Genomic DNA, 17,342 nt, shown 5'->3' on the forward strand with positions numbered 1-17,342 from the left:
GCGTTCAACTCCGCACCGAGGACAGTCGCAGCAGGCCGTCGCGCGCGGCCCCGTACTTCTGCGTGAAGGCCGTCGCCACAACTCCGGCGCCGACGTCGTCGCGCAGCGGAACCACCCGGCCGCGGCCGATGCCGGACAGCGCGTGCCGGCCGTTGCCCGCCACCGCCGCGACCAGGCCGTCCGGGCCGCTGCGGCGCAGCAGGGCGGCCAGCTCCGGGGAGGCGATGTACACCGCCCCGTCGAGCCGGACGAACTCGGCGCGCACGTCGACCGGGTCGGCGTCCGACCGGAGGACCTGCAACGGCACGCGCAGGTAGTCGTCCAGGGCGGCGCTGCCCGCCGGGCTCCACAGCCGTTCGAAGTGCTGCTCGACGAACTGGACGAGGGTCGAGGAGATCGTCGCCTCGTGCTGGGTCGCGGCGGCCGAGGAGTAGCCGACGGGGAAGCTCGACACGAGCGCGCCGGAGTCCCAGCGGTGGTAGGTCGTCAGCGGCTGCTCTGCGTAGAGCCGCACGGCGAGGCGGGGACGCAGGACCGGGGTGAGCCGTTCCCGCAGCCCGTCCAGGACCAGCAGGTTCGCCCGGATCTCGGCGGGTACGTCGATGCGGTGCGACAGGTCGGCCGTCCGCGCCGCCGCGGCCGGCGAGTCCGGGTCGAGCAGCAGGATCTGGACGATCGCCCCGGCGTCGATCGCCGCCAGCACCGCGTCGGTGAAGGCGTCCCGGTGCGGCGCGGCGACCAGGTCCGTCCACGTGTTCAGTAACCGCACGCTGCGCCGCGAGGCGGCGACCCGGGCGATGAAGTAGGCCGGTTCGAAGGCGCCGAGCAGCCGGCCGCCGGTGAACTGGGTCGGCTCGGTGGTCACCGGTGCGGTCAGCCGATCCTCGGCGGCGGCCAGCTCCGGGGAGCCCTGCTGGCGTAGCAGCGTGATGCCCTGCTGCCAGGAACGCCGGGCCGCGGGATGGTCGTCGAGCTGAGCGAGGATGTCACCGCGGCGGACCAGCACGCGCGGCTCCCACAGCGGATCGGGCAGCTCGGCCAGCAGCGGCAGGCTCTCGTTGTAGGCCGCCAGCGCCTGTTCGGGGCGCTCCCGGTAGCGGTAGAGATCGCCCAGCCGCCGCTGGGCCTGCGCCTCCAGCGGCAGGTTGGCGAGCTCCCGGGCGATCGACAGGCTCATCGTCAGGCAGGTGATGCCGTCGGCGAGTTCCCTGCGGTCGCCGTGGGTCATGGCGAGGGCGACCAGCGTCTCCGCCTCGAGGCGGCGGGCCCCGGTCCGCCGCATCGTCCCCAGGCAGGTCTCGAAGTGGGCCAGTGCCGCGGCGAACTCGCCGCGGCCGCGGCAGGCGTCGGCGAGCCCGCGCACGGCCCGCGCCTCGCCCAGCTCCGCACCGAAGCCGGCGAAGATCTCCCGAGCCCGGGCGAAACGTTCCGTGGCCAGCGCCAGGCGCTCGAGCGCACCCTGGGTGACCGCCACCGCGGGCTCGCCGTCGGGGTCGGCTCCGGCGGCGTCCAACCGCCAGAACGCCTCCTCGAACGTCAGGACGATCTCCCGCTCCCCGAGGCTGGTGAGCAGCTCGGCCTCGGCGAGGCGGTGCCCCGTGCGGCGGGCGGCGGCCAGGCCCAGGACATGGGTGCGCGCCCAGTCGCTCCAGTGCGCAGCGAACGCGTAGAACTCCGCCGCCTCGACGGCGAGCAGCCAGGTCGGCTGGTCGAGCCCGGCCGCCTGCGCCTGCTCGACCAGGGCCAGCAGGTTCGAGCGTTCCCCGCCGAACCAGACCAGCGGCTGGCGGACGACCTCGGCGAGGTCCGCGCGGGCGAACCGGGCGGCGGCCTGCGCGGCGAAGCCGGCGTCCGGCCCGTCGGCGGACAGGGTCCGGACGCGCCCGGGGCTGAAGGTGTCGACCGCCTCACGCAGCATCACCTGATAGGCGTACAACAGTCGGCTCAGCGCCGCTCGGTGTTCACCGGACAACATCGGCGGATCATCGGGTTTCGCAGCGTCGAGGGCGCCGTGCCCGTCGCCGCCGCCGGCGGCGGCGCCACCTTCGGGCGCGGCCGCCGGGGACCGCGCGTCGTGGCCGTCCCCCGCCCGCTCCCCGTCCGCGGACCCCGGGTGGGCGCTCGGCGCCGTCGACGCGGGCTGGCCGATCGCCGTCCCGACGCCGGTCTCCCGCTCCCGGGCGAACACCCGCAGCAGGTCGTGGAACCGGTAGCGCTCCGTGCCGGTCGCGTCGACGCCGCGCCGCTCCAGCAGTTGCGCGTCGGCGAGGCGGTCGACGACGTCCTCGGCCTCGTCCAGATCGACGTCGAGCACGGCCGCCGCGGCCCACGGCGCGAAGTCGTTGACCGCGGGCAGCGACAGCAGCCGGAAGGCACGCTGCTCGTCGGCCGGCCGACCTTCGTAGCTCAGCGAGAAGCTGGCCCGGATCTCCAGGTCGCCGACCTCCAGCCAGGACAACCGGTCCCGCTCGTTGGCGAGCCGGCCGGCCAGGCGCGCCAGCCGCCAGTGCGGGTGCGCGGCCAGCTTGCGCCCGGCGATCTGGATCGCCAGCGGCAGGTACCCGCACAGGCCGACGATGTCGCGCGCCGCCTCGGGCTCGGCCTCGATCCGCGCCGCCCCGACCACCTTGGCCAGCAGCTCCACCGCGTCGCTGGGGATGAGGACGTCGACCATCCAGTACGGCACGGTGAGCCCGTGCAGCCGCGACCGGCTGGTGATGAGCACGGCGCAGCCCGGGCTCGTCGGCATCAGCGGACGTAGCTGTGCCTCACCCGCCGCGTTGTCCAGGATGATCAGCACCTTGCGGGTGGCGAGCAGCTCCCGGTACATCTCCGCCAGGTCGTCCGGGTCGGTGGGGACCGCGGCCCGGCTGACCCCGAGCGCCTGGACGAACCGGGCGAGCACCCGCGTCGGCTCCAGCGGCTCGCTGGTGCCGCGCAGGTCCACGTACAGCGCGTCGGTGAACCCGGCGCGGATGCGGTGCGCGATGTGCACGGCCAGTGCCGTCTTGCCGGCGCCCGCCTTGCCGGCGAAGGCCGCAGTGACGGTGCCCCGGGCCAGGGCCACCTGATCGGTGAGCACGGCGTGCGCCCGGGCCTGGATGGTGTCCCGCCCGGTGTACTCCGGAGTGTCCGGCGGGAGCTGGTGGCCGCCGGAGCCGGTGGGCGCGACCTGGGCGGGGCGACCCAGCGAGCGCGGCGGCGCCCAGGCGAGATCCGGCGCCCCGCGCAGCACGTCCTCCTGCAGCCGGCGCAGCATCGGGGAGTCCAGCCCGAGCTCGTGCAGGGCCTCCAGACCGTCCCGGCAGGCTCGGGCGGCGTCCTCGGTCCGGCCGTCCCGGTAGAAGGCGACGACCAGCTCCCGGCGCAGGCCGTCGTCGTGCGGATGGCGGGCGACCAGCATCCGCAGGTCGCCGATGACCTCTCGGTGCCGGCCCAGGGACAGGTCGGCGGCGATCCGCGTCTTGGCCACGTCGAGCTGGAGCTCGGTGAGCGCCTCCGCGTAGCCGTGCGCGAACGGATGGTCCGCGACGTCGACCAGCGGCGGCCCCCGCCACAGCGACTGGGCCTCCTGCAGCGGGGCGATCGCGCTCACCGGGTCGCCGTCGTCCACCGCTCGCCGGCCCTGCGCCAGCAGCCGCCGCGCCCGCTCGACGTCGATCTGCTCCGCCCGCACGTCGAGCAGGTAGCCCGCGCCCTTGCGCGGCAGCATCCGCGGCGGCTTGTCGTCCCCCATCACCCGCCGCAGCTCGCTGATGTGGGTGCGCAGCGTGCGCAGCGCCCCCTCCGGCGGCGAGTCGCCCCAGATCACCTCCATCAGCCGGGGGATCGGCACGGCCTTGCCGGCCTCGAGCAGCAGGACGGTCATCAGGACCTTGCGCTGGGCGCCGCCCAGCGAGACGGGTGTCCCGGCCGCGGTGACCTCCAGCGGACCCAGGATGGCGAACTGCAGGCTGTCGCGGTCGGGCATCAGGTCCTCTCGTCATGGCCCCGGGGTGATGTCTGTTTATCGCAGCGTGCGCCCGAGGGGGAGCCGGCGGCAACCATCGGACCCCCGCGGGCGCTGTCGGTTCCGCGTCAGGACCGCACCCGCGGTGATCCCGGCGCGGCGCACGGGATCTGTCAACGACCGCTCAACGTCTGCGGTGACCGTGCGTGCACCTCTCATTGACACCGCAGGTGTGCACTCCGGATCGACGAGAACCGAGGATGACGGACCGTCGGCAGTCGGCCGACGGTAGGAGGTGTCGGGATCATGGCGATCGCGGTGACGAGGATCCTGTCGCGACGGCCCGGGGCGCCGGGGCGGGCGCCGTCCCCGGCGGCGGCGTCGGGGACGCGGGCCGAGGCGGTCGCGGGACGGTCGGGACGGCCGGGACAGCCCGTGACCTGCACGCGGCCGTTGCCGGAGGTCGGCGCCGGGGCGGAGGCCCTTCCCCGGCGCGCCGGCGGTCTGCCGCACGAGGTGGTCTTCCAGGTCACCGCGGCGAGCCGGTGCAGCGCGGTCCGGCAGGTGTGGGTCGAGACCGACGAGCAGGCGGTGCTCGCCGACTGGGCGTCGCGGGGGCGGGTCGAGCTGATGGCCGCCCGGCGCCCGTTCGTCCTGGAGCTGGATCTCGACGGCCAGGGCGTGCGGCTCGTCGAGCCGATGGGGCGGGTGCCGGTCGCGTCCTTCGCGGCCGACCGGGCGGGCGGCCGGGTGCGCCTGGCGGACGGCTGCGTGCTGCGGTGGCTCACGCCGACCCGCGGCGCGTTCGCCAGCGGCCTGGTGGGGCACCGCGAGGTCAACATCATCCGGTTCGCGCTGGACGGGACGGCGCTCGTCGTGGCCCACCCCGACCTGCTCGCCCCGGAGGTCACCCGGGTGGTCCGGGCGTCGGACGCGGGTCCGGGGGATACCCATCGGGGGGATGTCCCGGACCCGCGCCTGGGCTGGGTGCCCGACGTGGTGGCGCTGCTCGTGCTGGCCTGGTTCCTGCGGCTGCTCGAGACCAGCACCGTCGTGCCGGCTCGCTCGCGTGTTCGAGAGCTGGGTGTTTGACGGGCCGGCCGGCGGGGGGCTACCTTCCAGGTATTCGAACCTGTGTTCGACACCGGGAGGGTGTCATGGCCGTCGTGAGTCGACCTGTCAGCGGCGCGGGCCCCGCGGGCGGAGCCGTCGGGGTGGAGGGTGCGTCCGCCGGGCACGGAGCATCCAGCAGCCCACCCGGACGGGCCCTCCTGCCCGCGGCGGGGCTGCCCCACCGCTCCCGGGACGAGCTGCTCGCCGCCGCCCGGCGCGGTCTCGGAGAAGCGGAGTACGCCCCCCGGGCCGGGGAGCGGTATGCCCTGGCCCATCTCGCCGCCCTGCGGGCCGCCGCCGCCGTGCTGGCGGACCGGGCGCGGCCCCGGCCGGGCCGGCGGGGCCGGCCGGTCAGCGCCTGGTGCCTGCTCGTGCGGGTGGCCCCCGAGCTCGTCGACTGGGCGGACTTCTTCGCGGCGGGCGCCGGTCGGCGGGCGGCCGCCGAGGCCGGCCTGAACGTGGTGGGGCGGCGGGAGGCCGACGATCTGATCCGTCAGGTCGACCAGTTCATCGGCGTCGTCGAGGGTGCGCTGGGGCTGCCGTCCCAGCCGGTGCTCGCCGGCACCGGTCCCGCCGATGTCGTGGCAGTCGCGGCCGTCCCGCCGCGGCGGGGTTAGCCGGCCGTGGCCGGCCCGGCGGGAGGCAGCCGGGGACGGGATGCCCCGGCCTCGACGGTCCCCTACGCCGAGCTGCACTGTCATTCCGCGTTCAGCTTTCTCGACGGCGCGAGCCAGCCGGAGGACCTCGTGGAGGAGGCGGTGCGGCTGGGGCTGTCGGCGCTCGCGTTCACCGACCACGACGGGCTCTACGGCGTCGTCCGCTTCGCGGAGGCGGCCCGGGAGGTGGGACTGCGGACCGTGTTCGGAGCGGAGATCTCGCTCGGGGCGCGGGCGCCCCGCGCGGGGGAGACCGATCCCGGCGGCGACCATCTGCTCGTTCTCGCCCGCGATCCGGAGGGCTACCGGCGGCTGGCCCGGCTGCTGTCCGATGCCCACCTGGCCAGCGGGGAGAAGGGCCGGCTGGTGGCCGAGCCCGAGGCCTGCGCCCGGGCGGCCGGCGGGCACTGGCAGGTGCTCACCGGATGCCGCAAGGGCACGGTTCCCCGGGCCCTGGCCCGCTCCGGTCCCGCCGACGCCGGGGCCGCCCTCGCGGAGCTGGCGGAGCTGTTCGGCCGGGGGAACGTGGCGGTGGAGCTCGCCGATCATGCCCATCCGCTGGACTCGGCCCGCAACGATGCTCTGGCCGAGCTGGCCCGCGCCGCGCGGCTGCCCCTGGTGGCGACCGGCAACGTCCACTACGCTGCGCCCGGCGCGGCCCGGTTGGCGGCGGCGATGGCCGCTTCCCCGGCTACCAGGGGCGGCAAGAGGGCTTCCGCCTTCAGGCGGAAGATGAATCGCCGTGAATTCGGGTAGAATGAGCCATGGCCCGACTTGTTCATGTCGCCCGCTTATACCCGGAGGTGGGTCAGGTGGGGAAGCTGGACGGGCAGGGTCATGCGGCGCGGGGGCTGTGGAATCTGTTACATGAATGGCACATTATGTGTCGGGAGCATCGCCGTTCGGCGTTGCCGTTGGCTGCGGTCGACCGGCAGATGCGGGAAGCGCGGAAGAGCCCGCCGGAGGGGTTCGAGTGGCTTTCGCTTCTGCCCGCGCAGGCGTGTCAGCAGGTGTTGAAGCAGTATCAGGCTGCGTGGAAGCGTTGCTATGCGGGGTTGGCTCGTCCGCCGCGTTTCAGGTTTCGGCGTCGTGCCCGCCTGGCGGTGGATGTGCCGCAGGCGAGTGGGCTGCAGGTGATCCGACGCAGTCGCCGGTGGGGTGTGTTGTCTGTTCCCGGGGTTGGTCGGGTGCGGTTTCGGTGGACGCGGCCGCTTCCCGGGGTGTCTCGTGGGGTGCCGGGCCGGTTGACGGGTGCCCGGCTGGTCCGCGAGGTGAACGGCTGGCATGTGGTGTTCCGGATCGAAACCCCTGATGTGCGGCCGGAGCCGCATGGCGGCCCGGTGGTCGGGGTGGACCGGGGGGTGACGCGGACCCTGGCCCTGTCGGATGGGTCGTTTCGGGATCTGCCGGTGCTGCTGTCCGTGGGTGAGGCGGGCCGTCTGCTTCGCCTGGAGCGGAAAGCAGCCCGGCAGCGCCGGGCCCGGGCTCGTGGCGCGGCGACGTCGAACCGGCTGACCAGGACGTACGACCAGATCGCCAGGGTGCGCGCGAGAACCAAACGCCGCCGCGACGACTGGGCACACAAGGTGACAACCGGGATCAGTCGGGAGTTCGGGCTGGTCGTGATCGAGGATCTACGGGTCGGGAACATGACCCGCTCGGCCCGGGGCGCCGTCGAGAACCCCGGGCGGCAGGTGCGGCAGAAAGCCGGGCTGAACCGGTCGGTTCTGAACGCCGCATGGGGACGCATCGGCGCGCATCTCGCCTATAAGACGGCCTGGGAGGGTGGGGTGCTGGTGAAGGTACCGGCGCCGTACACGTCGCAGCGCTGCCACGTCTGCGGGGTCGTCGACCGGGCGTCCCGCCCCGACCAGGCAACATTCCTGTGCACGTCGTGTGGCTGGTCGGGGAACGCGGATATCAATGCAAGTCTGAACATCAGGGCGGCTGGACTGTCGTCCATGGACGTGGAGATCTCCGGGTTGCCGGGGACGGTGAAGCGTCAACCATCCGGGGAGGCGGCATGACCGCCACCGGGAATCCCCCTCGTTCACGAGGGGGAGGAAGTCAATCGCCGCAGAGCCTGGTCGCCGGCGCCCGCCGCCACGGCGTCGAGGTGCTGCGGCCGGACGTCAACGCCTCCGCGGTCGGGGCCAGCCTGGTCGGCGCGCAACCGCGGGTCCGACTCGGCCTGTCCGGGGTCCGGCGGGTGGGGGAGAGCCTGGCCCGCCGCATCGTCGAGACGCGGGCGGCGGGCGGCCCTTACGCCGACATGGCCGATCTCGAGGAGTCCGTGGCCGACCTCTGGGCGACGGGGATCACGACCGAGGGCTACCCCACCCGGTTCCTCCGGGAGCGGCTCGCCGCCCGGGGGGTGACGGCGGCATCGGGTCTGCGCGACGCCGAGGCGGGCCGGCGGGTCCTGGTCGCCGGGATCGTCACCCATCGTCAACGGCCTGCGACGGCAGGCGGCACGACCTTCGTCAACCTGGAGGACGAGACGGGCCTGGTGAACGTGATCTGCTCGCCCGGCGTCTGGACGCGTCATCGGGTGGTGGCCCGCACGGCGGTGGCCCTCGTCGTCCACGGTCGCCTCGAACGGGCCGAAGGGGTGACCAACGTGATCGCCGAGCGGATGTGGCCGCTGCCGGTCGCCGTCGCCTCCCGCTCTCGGGACTTCCGATGATCCGCCGGCCCGCTGTTGCGCGCAGCGTAGCCGTCGTTCACTATCGGTTATCTCTTGGGGTGCTGCGCGTGACGAAGCAGGTGATCATCGATGGCTCTCACCGGTTCCGGGCTCCGGCACCACGGCGCGCACCGGGGGGCGCGCCGGGTCGTGCCGTCCGCCGTGGCCCGCCGCAACGCCTGGGTGCTACGGATCCTGGGACTGTCGGTCGGCGGGCTCGCGGTCGGCGTCGCCATCGGCCTCGTCGTGGGCCGCTGACCCGCCCGCGCCCGACCGGGGCAACCAGGGCGGGCGGCCGGGAGGAGGAGGCGATGTCGATGGTCGACCATGTCACCGGCGGCGATCTGCGGCAGGCCGCGATCTGGCACGGTCTGTGGGCCGTCCTGCCCCGCCCGGCCCCCCTGGCCCCGGTCGACCAGGCAACGGCGGCTGGGACGGGGGCCGGGACGGGGGCACCGGGTGAGCCGATGGTGGGGGCGCGCCGGCCGCTCGTCGTCGACGCCGGCGGCGGCAGCGGCGGTTTCGCCGTGCCGATCGCGGCCGCCGGCTATCCGGTCGTCGTGGTGGACCCCTCGCCCGACGCGCTGGCCGCCCTGCGCCGGCGCGTCGCCGAGCAGGGGCTCGGCGGGCGGGTCACCTCGATCCAGGGAGACCTGCGTGACCTGACCGGCATCGTCGGCGCCGGGCAGGCCGACCTGCTGCTGTGCCATTCGGTGCTGGAGATCGTGGACGACCCGCAGAGCGCACTCGCGCAGGCGCTGGGGGTGCTGCGGCCGGGTGGTGCGCTCAGCGTCGTCGTGGCCGGTCTCGCCGCCGCGGTCCTCGCCCGTGCGCTGGCCGGGCAGTTCGAAGCGGCCCTCGCGGCACTCGTCGAGGACATGCCCCCCGCGCACCGGCCGTCCGGGGCTGATCACAGCTCGTCGGCGGCCAGGGAGCCGGCGGTTGGTCGGGTGCCTCGGCGGTTCACCACCGCGGAGGCCGTCGCGCTGGTCCAGGCCGCGGGGGCGGAGGTGCTCGACGTCCACGGGGTGCGGATCTTCGCGGATCTGGTGCCGGGGGAGCGCCTGCCCGACGCCCTGGCGACGCGGCGGCTGCTGCGTCTGGAGCTTGCGGCCGCCGGGCGCGAGCCGTTCCGGGCGTTGGCGGCGCAGCTCCACGTCCTTGCCCGCAGCCCGGGCGGCACGGGTCCCCATGCGCGCTGAGAGCACGATCCTGCACGTCGACATGGACGCCTTCTTCGCCTCGGTGGAGCTGCGCCGCCGGCCCGAGCTCCGTGGCCGGCCCCTGATCGTGGCGGGGGGNGAGCGCGGGGNGGNGCTGTCGGCGACCTACGAGGCCCGGGCGTACGGGCTCCGCAGCGCGATGCCGATGGCGCGGGCGCTGCGCCTGTGCCCCACCGCGGCGGTGGTTGCGCCCGACCATGCCGCGTACCGGGCGGCCTCGATCGAGATCATGAAGATCTTCCGGGACGTCACCCCGCTGGTCGCGCCGCTGTCGGTCGACGAGGCGTTCCTCGACGTCGCCGGCGCGCGGGCGCTGTTCGGGTCGGCGCCGCGGATCGCCGCGGACATCCGCCGGCGGGTGGCGACCGAGCAGGACCTCACCTGCTCTGTCGGCGTCGCGCCGTCGATGTTCGTCGCCAAGATCGCCTCGACCCGGTGCAAGCCGGACGGGCTGGCGGTCATCGCCCCCGACGAGGTACTCGCCTTCCTGCATCCGCTGCCGACCGGGGCACTGTGGGGCGTCGGCCCGCGGGCGGAGGCCACCCTGACCCGGCTGGGGCTGCGCACGATCGGGGACATTGCGAACACCCCGGTGGACACGCTGCGCCGGGCGCTCGGGGACACCGCCGGAGCCCACCTGCACCGGCTGTCGTGGGGGATCGACGAGCGGCGGGTGGATCCCGCCACCACGGAGGTCACCGTCGGCGCCGAACGCACCTTCGCCACCGACATCACCGAGCCGGCGGCGCTCGCTCGGGAGCTGCTGCGCCTGTCCGGACGGGTGGCCGGCCAGCTCCGGCACCGGGACCGGCGCGCCCGGACCATCTCGGTCAAGGTGCGCTACGGCGACTTCCGGACCGTGACCCGCGCCCGCACGCTGCGTGATGGCACCGACGTGTCCCAGGCGATCTACTCCACCGCGACGGACCTGGTGACGGATCTGGGCCTGCTCGGGGGCGGCCGGGTTGCCGGCGCCGAGGTCATGGCCGTGCGCCTGCTGGGGGTGCGGGCCGGCAACCTCGTCGACGCGGGCGGCGGCAGCAGGCAGCTACTGCTCGGGGAGCGGCCCGACGGCTGGGCGGAGCTGGACCGGGTCGCCGACCGGGCGCGTGACCGGTTCGGCGCGGGTGCGGTGGGTCCGGCGGCCCTGCTCGACCGGCCCGAGGGGCCCTCACCGGGCCCACCGTGACGACAGCGTGTCCCGGCATGAACGGTGCTGCTTCGGGCACGGGACACGTGAGGTGATTGGCTCGGTTCCAACCGGCATGACGGGTTGCCTACCGCACCCGCCCGCGCATGCCTATTCTTGGTTGTCAGGTTCCGTCTGCCGGGCCTGTAGGTCGTGGGAGGAGCGTCGATGCCGCTCTCGGAGAACGAGCAGCGCCTTCTGGAGCAGATCGAGCGCGCTCTCGTTGAGGATGACCCGAAGTTCGCCAGCACCGTGCGGTCGACAGACCCCCGCACGTACCTGCTGCGCCGGGTGCGCCGCAGTGCGGTGGTCTTCCTGCTGGGGCTCGCCGTCCTGGTGGTCGGCGTGGTGCTCAACCGGGTGCCGCTCACCGTCATCCTCGGCATCCTCGGGTTCCTGATGATGCTGTTCGCCGCGCTGCGCGGGGCCGCCGACCTGCGTCGCATCAGCGGGCGCGACACGGGCGGCCGCCGGCCCGGCGGCCGAGGCCGGTCGAAGGGACGATCCCGGACGAAGGCGCCCTTCATGGAACGGGTCGAGGAACGCTGGCGGCGCCGCTGGGAAGACCGGTCCTAGCAGGCGCGGAATCTCCCCGTCGTCCGGGCGATCTCAGGGGCCGTCCGGCGGCGCTGATCCGCCGCTGTGCGCCGGCTCCGGGACACGGGCCTCGGCATCGTTCACCGCCGCGGGCTGCGGCCCGCCGCCGGAGCGGCCTGGTCCGGTGTCCGTGGGGTGCCGCCGCAGGTACCGGCGGATCCGGCCGGCGCGATCGCGGCCCGGTTCGTCCGGCTCACGGCGGCGGAACACCGACGGCGGCGCAAGGCGCGCCATGATCCGGCGGGTTCGCGGGGCGACCGACCAGAGCGTCCCGGAGGCGGTGGCGACGTCCCGCCTCACCTCGGCGTGCGGCGGCGGGGCGGCGAGTTCCGGGGGCGCGTATCGGGCCCGCTCCTCCGCGGCCGCCAGCCGGGCCAGCGCCTCGCGGGCCTGGGGGTACGACGGGACGGCCGGCGTCGGGTCGGTTTGGGAATTAGCCTGCGCCGCCGCGGTGGCATCGGCCTGCCGGTCGGCCGCCGGCTCGGCCTGCCGCGCGGACGCGGACGCGGGCTCGGCGTCGAGGTAGGCGGTCAGCCGGGCGACCCCGGCCCGCGGCGAGTCGCTGACCCGGATCGTGATGCCGAGGTCGGAGGCGACGTCGAGCAGCTCCGCCCAGGCATCGTGCACCTGGTCGACGCCCTGCGCGCCGGTCCGGCCGGCCGGACCGCCGCCGGCGCCGGCGCCGGCGGTGTCGTCGGGTCGGCCGTGTCGTAGCCGGGCCCGCCGCCGCCGGAACCGGATGATCGCCGGGGTGGCCAGCAGGGCCGCCACGGGCGGAACGGTCGCGCACAGCCAGATCACCCAGGCAGGGATGCCGGGGGAGGTGTCGGTGTCCTCGCCCGCGGTCGGGGGGTGCGTCGCGGTCGGGTCGTCGGGGTTCGCCCCGGCGCTGGGCATCGGAACCTGCACCGGTGCGGGCAGCGGCTGGGCACCGGACGCGCTCTGTTCGCCGGGCGGCGCGGCCGCCCCGTCCGGATCGTCGATGCCGGCGGGCGCGTACGAGGGCGCCGCCGTCGCCCCGTCCGAGCGGCGGGTCGGCTCGAAGCTCACCCAGCCGACCGAGGGGAACCACACCTCGGGCCAGGCGTGCGCCTGCCGGTTCGTGATCAGGTAGCTGCCATCCGCCTGCTGCTCGCCGGGCACGAAACCGATGGCGACCCGGGCGGGGAGGCCGAGCATCCGCACCAGGACGGTCATCGCGGAGGCGAACTGCTCGCAGTACCCCCGGTGCGACTCGAAGAGGAACTCGGCGAGGGCGCCTTCCTGGGTGGTCGGCGCGCCTGCCAGGTCGTAGGTGAACAGCGGCCCGCGCAGGTGCTGCTGGATCGCGTACACCTTCTCGTAGGGGGTGCGCGCGTTGTGGGTGATCGATTCGACGAGCTGGCGCAGGCGGGGGTCGAGGTTGTCCGGCAGCGCGGTGTCCACGGCCAGCTCGGCGGGGGCCGGCCCGGTCGCGGCCGCCAGCTCGGCCCGGGTCGGGTTCGGCACGGTCGCGTCGACCTGGTAGCGCACGCCCGCGGTCGAGGTCCGGGTGGAGAAGATCGTGCCGGTCGGGGCCGCCAGCCGCCAGTCGCCGGTAAGCCCCTTGATCTTGGTGGGGATGCCCGGGACCGGCAGGTAGAGCTCCTTGAACCGGGTGGTGACGGCGATGTCCGCGCTGACCTGCGCCGTGGTGCCGCCGAGGCGCGGCTTCGGTAGACCCTCGCTGACCCGGTTGTCCCGGGTGGCGTTGAGCGCCCGCAGGGTGAACAACTGCCCGTCGAAGTTCTCCAACGCCGTCAGCCGCAGATACCGCGGGGTCTGCGAGCGCACGCTGAACAGGGGCACCTGCTTGCTGGCGTGCAACTGCTGGCTCACCGAGACGATCGGCTGTACGACGCTGGCCGAGCTCGGCCCGTCTCCGGCGCCGTAGCCGCCCTTGCGCGACACCAGCCCCTCGCCGTCCAGCGACGGCAGGCCGAGCGGCACCGCGACGGCGACGAGCAGCGCGGCGAGCGCCACCCCGAGCGCGTTCACGGTGAGCCGGCCGCCGAACGCCTCGCGCTCGCCGCGCCCCCGGCCGGCGTCGGACACCGTCCGGCCCCACCGGCCGAACGCCAACCGACCGTCCAGCAGCAACAGCGCGACGAAGCTCGCCGCCCCCAGCAGGAACGGAACGGTGCCGACGCCGCCGGGCAGGATCGCCGCGGACACCGCGTACAGGGCCAGCAGGGGCAGCCCGCCGAGGGCCGGGCGGTCCAACGTCACCACGATCAGATCGACGACCATGACGACGAGGTAGATGCCGACGACGGTCAGGACCACCAGCCCCGGCCGGTGCGGCACCGGCGCCGCCAGCCGGGAGATGTCCGAACTGCCGTCGGCGATGAGCGCGCGCAGCGTCCGCACCGTCCCGGCGGTCGGCACCACCCCGAGCAGCGCCGTCCCCCGGGCGCACAGCACGGTCACGGTGCCGACGAGCCCGGCGAGGCTGAGCAGGATGGCGGCCGCGACCGGCAGCCGCAGCAACCTGCCGAGCGTCGCGGTCGCCACCGCGACGACGACCGCGATCACGACGGGCCGCATCCACCACAGCGTCCCGTCGAACAGCCGGGACAGCGCGCTGGTGGACAGCAGGCAGGCGGCTGCGGCGACGACGGTGGAAACCGGGCGGACGGTCACCGGGCCGCCCGGCGCGGGGGCTGGCCCGCGGCCCGGGTCGCCGAGGCCGGCCCGCCGCCCCCACGATCGTCCGCGGGGCGGGCGCCGGCGAATCCCCGCTGGCCCGCCAGCGCCGTCACCCGCGGCCACACCGAGGCGAGACTCATGCCCTGCCGTGCGACGAGGACCGCCCAGCCGGCGCGGGTCAGCGCCGTCCGCGCCGTCGCGAGGTCGGCGGTGGCCGCCGGGTGGGGGTGCCAGCTCGTCACGTCGACGAGGACGGCGATGGCGGGGGCACGGTGTGAGCGCGCGGCGGCCAGCGTCGTGAGCTGGGCAGGCTCCGTGTGGCCGAGCACGGCGACAAGCAGGCCGCCCCGGTCGCCGCCGGGGCGGCGCAGCGCGGCGAGGGCCGGGTGCAGTGACTCGGCGTCGACCGGGGCGAGCGTGGCCAGCTCGTCGAGCAGTCCGGAGACGGTCGCGCCGGCCGCGGTCGTGACCTGCCCCCGGTCGGTGAGCAGCCGGACCCGGTAGCCGCCGCGGACCAGGTGGAGCCCGATCCCGCCGACGGCGCTGACCGCCCATTCGAACGCCGATGAGGGGCCGGAGTCCGGCCAGGCCCGCATCCGGGTGTCGAGCAGGATCGCCGCGGCGCCGATCTGCGGGTGCTCCTCGCGTCGAACCATCAGCTCGCCGCTGCGGGCCGTCGTCTTCCAGTGCACCTTGCGCAGGTCGTCGCCGGACCGGTACGGCCGGGTGGTCGTCTCGTCCTCGCCGACGAGGCCGGTGGCCCGGCGCAGCTCGGCGCTCACACTGGCCGAGGCGCCCGGCCGGGCCGGCGGGAGCCGCTCGACGGCGGGCGCGACGATCAGCTCGTCGATGCTGCGGAAGCTGCGGGACAGCTCGCAGAGCCCGAACGGATCGCCGAGCCGGATCGCCATCGGCCCGATCTGGTAGCGGCCGCGGACCGACGCGCGCAGGGCATAGGAGAGGTCACGGCTGCCGCCGGGCTCGATCCGGTCGAGCACGAAGCGGGCGCCGCCGCCCAGACCGGAGCCGGTCGTGTCCTCCACCAGCAGCACCGACGACGGCGAGCGGCTGACGTTCTCCAACTGGATGCGCACGCTGACCCGGTCGCCCGCGGTGACCCGGCGCGGTTCGAGCCGGCGCGTGCAGGACAGCCGGTAGCGGGTGCGGCAGACGACCGCCGCCGCGAGCACCGGCAGGCTCGCGACGAGCAGCCCGATGCGCAGCAGGTCCTGCTCGCCGAGGATGATCGCGGACACGGCGCAGGCCGCCCCCGCGGCGAGAAAGGACCGGCCGCGGACCGTCAGGCCGCGCAGCGCCGCGACGAAGTCCCGCACACGGATCTCTAACGGCCGTGCCGGGCCGGGCGTGCCGTGCCGGGCCGGGGAATGGGGATCCGGTGCAGGACCTCGGTCAGAATCCGGGNGGCGACCTCGGTGCCGGGCTCGCCGGAGAGCATGATCTCCGGGTGTAGCAGCAGGCGGTGCGCCATCACCGGGATGGCCATCTCCTGCACGTCGTCGGGCAGGACGAAGGCGCGCTGGTCCAGCGCGGCGCGGGCGCGCGCGGCCCGGATGAGGTGCAGCGCCGCCCGGGGAGACGCTCCGAGCGCGATCTCCGGATGCACCCGGGTCCCGCCGACGAGGTCGACGATGTAGTGCCGCACCTCGGGAGACACGTGCACGGTGCGCACCAGGGAGATCAGTCGAGCGATCTCGGCGGCGTCGGTGACCGGGGTGATGCCCGTCAGAGGGTTGGCGTTGCCGTGGTTGTCGAGCATCGCCATCTCGGCGGCGGGGGAGGGATAGCCCATGGAGATGCGCGCGGTGAAGCGGTCCCGCTGCGCCTCGGGCAGCGCCCGGGTGCCCTCCATCTCCACCGGGTTCTGGGTCGCGATGACCATGAACGGCGACTCCAGCCGATAGGTGACCCCGTCGACGGTGACCTGATGCTCCTCCATACATTCCAGCAGGGCGGACTGCGCCTTGGGTTCGGCCCGGTTGATCTCGTCGCCGACGACGATGTTGGCGAACACCGGGCCGGGGCGGAACTCGAAGTCCCGCGTGCCCTGGTTGTAGACGCTGACGCCGGTGACGTCGCTGGGCAGCAGGTCGGGAGTGAACTGGATGCGCCGCACCCGGGCGTCGATGGAACGGGCGAGGGCCTTGGCGAGCATGGTCTTGCCCACCCCGGGGACGTCCTCGATGAGCAGGTGACCCTCGGAGAGGAGGACCACCAGCGCCGTGGTGATCGCCTCGGACTTGCCGTCGATGACCGTCTCGACGCGCGCCCGGACCCGGTCGGCGATCTCGGCAAGGTGGCCGATGTCGGCCACCGGGTCACGCCAGTGGAGCAGACCTGGGTCGGTCACCACTAGTTGGCCCCCCTCCGGGCGTCGGGCTTTCGGGCTGCGCGGAGCCGGCCCCGACGAAACCCGTCCCCCTCCCGAGTGTGACATCCACAGCGGCCGTGCAGGCCACCGTGGTCAAGGAAACCTGCGCGAGACCGGGCCGGCGGGTGGGGGTACCAGGTAGCGGGCCCCCCNCCCGCCGAGCCCCGGTCGGCGCGTGGGGGGGGAGCCGTTCGACCCTCGCAGTTAGGGGACTTTCCTACCAATTTCTGCGGGTTTATACCAGTCCTTGTCTGGGCATCACGCGCGCCTGATGTCGGAGTGGTTTCGGTGGGGTGGCGCGGGGTGTTGAGGGGGTGTCGGGTGGGGGGCAGTGGAGTAGAGTGGCGCGCAGTGGGGGGCAGGAGCTAACGGTTGACCGTCGCGGGGTGATCTGGCGCTGTCTTCCCCGCAGCGGCAGGGAGGTTGCCGGTGTTTCTCGGCAGCCACACACCACGGCTGGATGACAAAGGGCGGCTGACTCTGCCCGCGAAGTTCCGCGACGAGTTGGAGGGGGGGCTTGTGATCACGAAAGGGCAGGAACGATGCCTGTACGTCTTCCCGATGGCGGAGTTCACCCGGATCAGCGAGTCCCTGCGCACCGCCCCGGTCACGGCGAAGGCGCTGCGTGACTACAGCCGGGTGTTCTTCTCCTCGGCTGCTGACGACGCGCCGGACCGGCAGGGGCGGATCACCATTCCCACCCCGTTGCGCACCTACGCGGGGCTGACGCGCGACTGCGTCGTCAACGGGGCGAACACCCGGGTCGAGATCTGGGACGCCCAGCGCTGGCAGGCCTACCTGGAAAGCCAGGAGGAGAGCTTCGCCGAGCTGTCCGAGGAGGTCCTGCCCGGAGTTATCTGAGCTGCCCTGGGA

General features: G+C 74.4%; 13 protein-coding genes and 2 pseudogenes. 11 read left to right on the plus strand and 4 right to left on the minus strand.

Translation table 11 applies throughout. The features are described 5' to 3' along the window. Positions 1-4: 4 nt before the first annotated feature. Positions 5-3,970, minus strand: a complete 3,966-nt coding sequence (locus FF36_RS03930; protein WP_044883587.1) for a BTAD domain-containing putative transcriptional regulator — start codon at positions 3,968-3,970, stop codon at positions 5-7. 285 nt (positions 3,971-4,255) lie between these two features. On the opposite strand from FF36_RS03930, the gene FF36_RS03935 reads away from it, so the two are divergent. From FF36_RS03935 to FF36_RS03970, 10 genes and pseudogenes are all read left to right on the plus strand, one after another. Continuing rightward, a complete protein-coding gene (locus FF36_RS03935; protein ID WP_044883588.1) occupies positions 4,256-5,041 on the plus strand; it encodes a hypothetical protein in 786 nt (261 codons plus the stop codon). 65 nt (positions 5,042-5,106) lie between these two features. Then, positions 5,107-5,679: an SAV_6107 family HEPN domain-containing protein gene (locus FF36_RS03940; RefSeq protein ID WP_173667240.1), complete on the plus strand. Its 573-nt coding sequence runs from the start codon at positions 5,107-5,109 to the stop codon at positions 5,677-5,679. Positions 5,680-5,685: 6 nt separating this feature from the next. Next, a complete protein-coding gene (locus FF36_RS37045; protein WP_044883590.1) occupies positions 5,686-6,474 on the plus strand; it encodes a PHP domain-containing protein in 789 nt (262 codons plus the stop codon). Between the two features lie 8 nt (positions 6,475-6,482). Beyond that, on the plus strand, positions 6,483-7,745 hold the full coding sequence (locus tag FF36_RS03950) for an RNA-guided endonuclease InsQ/TnpB family protein (protein ID WP_044883591.1): 1,263 nt from the start codon (positions 6,483-6,485) through the stop codon (positions 7,743-7,745). Continuing rightward, on the plus strand, positions 7,742-8,404 hold the full coding sequence (locus tag FF36_RS03955; protein ID WP_236705561.1) for a helix-hairpin-helix domain-containing protein: 663 nt from the start codon (positions 7,742-7,744) through the stop codon (positions 8,402-8,404). The genes FF36_RS03950 and FF36_RS03955 overlap by 4 nt, the downstream gene beginning before the upstream one ends. Before the next feature lie 90 nt (positions 8,405-8,494). Continuing rightward, on the plus strand, positions 8,495-8,662 hold the full coding sequence (locus FF36_RS35335; RefSeq protein WP_157866929.1) for a hypothetical protein: 168 nt from the start codon (positions 8,495-8,497) through the stop codon (positions 8,660-8,662). A gap of 53 nt (positions 8,663-8,715) precedes the next feature. Next, entirely contained in the window at positions 8,716-9,606 is an 891-nt protein-coding gene (locus FF36_RS03960; protein WP_236705562.1) for a methyltransferase domain-containing protein, read from the plus strand. Further along, a partial coding sequence (locus tag FF36_RS37050) for a Y-family DNA polymerase (protein ID WP_255354251.1) occupies positions 9,596-9,705 on the plus strand: 110 nt, incomplete at its 3' end. The genes FF36_RS03960 and FF36_RS37050, both read left to right, overlap by 11 nt. A 15-nt stretch (positions 9,706-9,720) precedes the next feature. Next, positions 9,721-10,816 (plus strand): annotated as a pseudogene (gene dinB / locus FF36_RS03965) (DNA polymerase IV); the annotation flags it as partial. 168 nt (positions 10,817-10,984) lie between these two features. Next, on the plus strand, positions 10,985-11,392 hold the full coding sequence (locus FF36_RS03970) for a DUF3040 domain-containing protein (protein WP_044883594.1): 408 nt from the start codon (positions 10,985-10,987) through the stop codon (positions 11,390-11,392). A gap of 33 nt (positions 11,393-11,425) precedes the next feature. Here FF36_RS03970 and FF36_RS03975 read toward each other — a convergent pair whose 3' ends face one another. The 3 genes and pseudogenes from FF36_RS03975 to FF36_RS03985 all read right to left on the minus strand — a co-directional run. Continuing rightward, positions 11,426-14,074, minus strand: a complete 2,649-nt coding sequence (locus tag FF36_RS03975) for a transglutaminase TgpA family protein (RefSeq protein WP_044883681.1) — start codon at positions 14,072-14,074, stop codon at positions 11,426-11,428. Continuing rightward, positions 14,071-15,414 (minus strand): DUF58 domain-containing protein, encoded by a 1,344-nt coding sequence (locus FF36_RS03980; RefSeq protein WP_044883595.1) that lies wholly within the window; start codon positions 15,412-15,414, stop codon positions 14,071-14,073. The genes FF36_RS03975 and FF36_RS03980 overlap by 4 nt, the downstream gene beginning before the upstream one ends. An 89-nt stretch (positions 15,415-15,503) precedes the next feature. After that, positions 15,504-16,451, minus strand: a pseudogene (locus tag FF36_RS03985) (AAA family ATPase); the annotation flags it as partial. Between the two features lie 447 nt (positions 16,452-16,898). Here FF36_RS03985 and mraZ point away from each other — a divergent pair. Next, positions 16,899-17,330 (plus strand): division/cell wall cluster transcriptional repressor MraZ, encoded by a 432-nt coding sequence (gene mraZ / locus FF36_RS03990; protein WP_044883597.1) that lies wholly within the window; start codon positions 16,899-16,901, stop codon positions 17,328-17,330. Positions 17,331-17,342 lie beyond the last annotated feature (12 nt).

Origin of the sequence: Frankia torreyi, assembly GCF_000948395.1 — a bacterium.
GTDB lineage: Bacteria > Actinomycetota > Actinomycetes > Frankiales > Frankiaceae > Frankia > Frankia torreyi.

Coding starts and splice junctions, on each gene's coding strand:
- FF36_RS03930 (WP_044883587.1), bottom strand. CDS start 3,970: ATGCCCGACCGCGACAGCCTGCAGTTCGCCATCCTGGGTCCGCTGGAG.
- FF36_RS03935 (WP_044883588.1), top strand. CDS start 4,256: ATGGCGATCGCGGTGACGAGGATCCTGTCGCGACGGCCCGGGGCGCCG.
- FF36_RS03940 (WP_173667240.1), top strand. CDS start 5,107: ATGGCCGTCGTGAGTCGACCTGTCAGCGGCGCGGGCCCCGCGGGCGGA.
- FF36_RS03950 (WP_044883591.1), top strand. CDS start 6,483: ATGGCCCGACTTGTTCATGTCGCCCGCTTATACCCGGAGGTGGGTCAG.
- FF36_RS03955 (WP_236705561.1), top strand. CDS start 7,742: ATGACCGCCACCGGGAATCCCCCTCGTTCACGAGGGGGAGGAAGTCAA.
- FF36_RS35335 (WP_157866929.1), top strand. CDS start 8,495: ATGGCTCTCACCGGTTCCGGGCTCCGGCACCACGGCGCGCACCGGGGG.
- FF36_RS03960 (WP_236705562.1), top strand. CDS start 8,716: ATGTCGATGGTCGACCATGTCACCGGCGGCGATCTGCGGCAGGCCGCG.
- FF36_RS03970 (WP_044883594.1), top strand. CDS start 10,985: ATGCCGCTCTCGGAGAACGAGCAGCGCCTTCTGGAGCAGATCGAGCGC.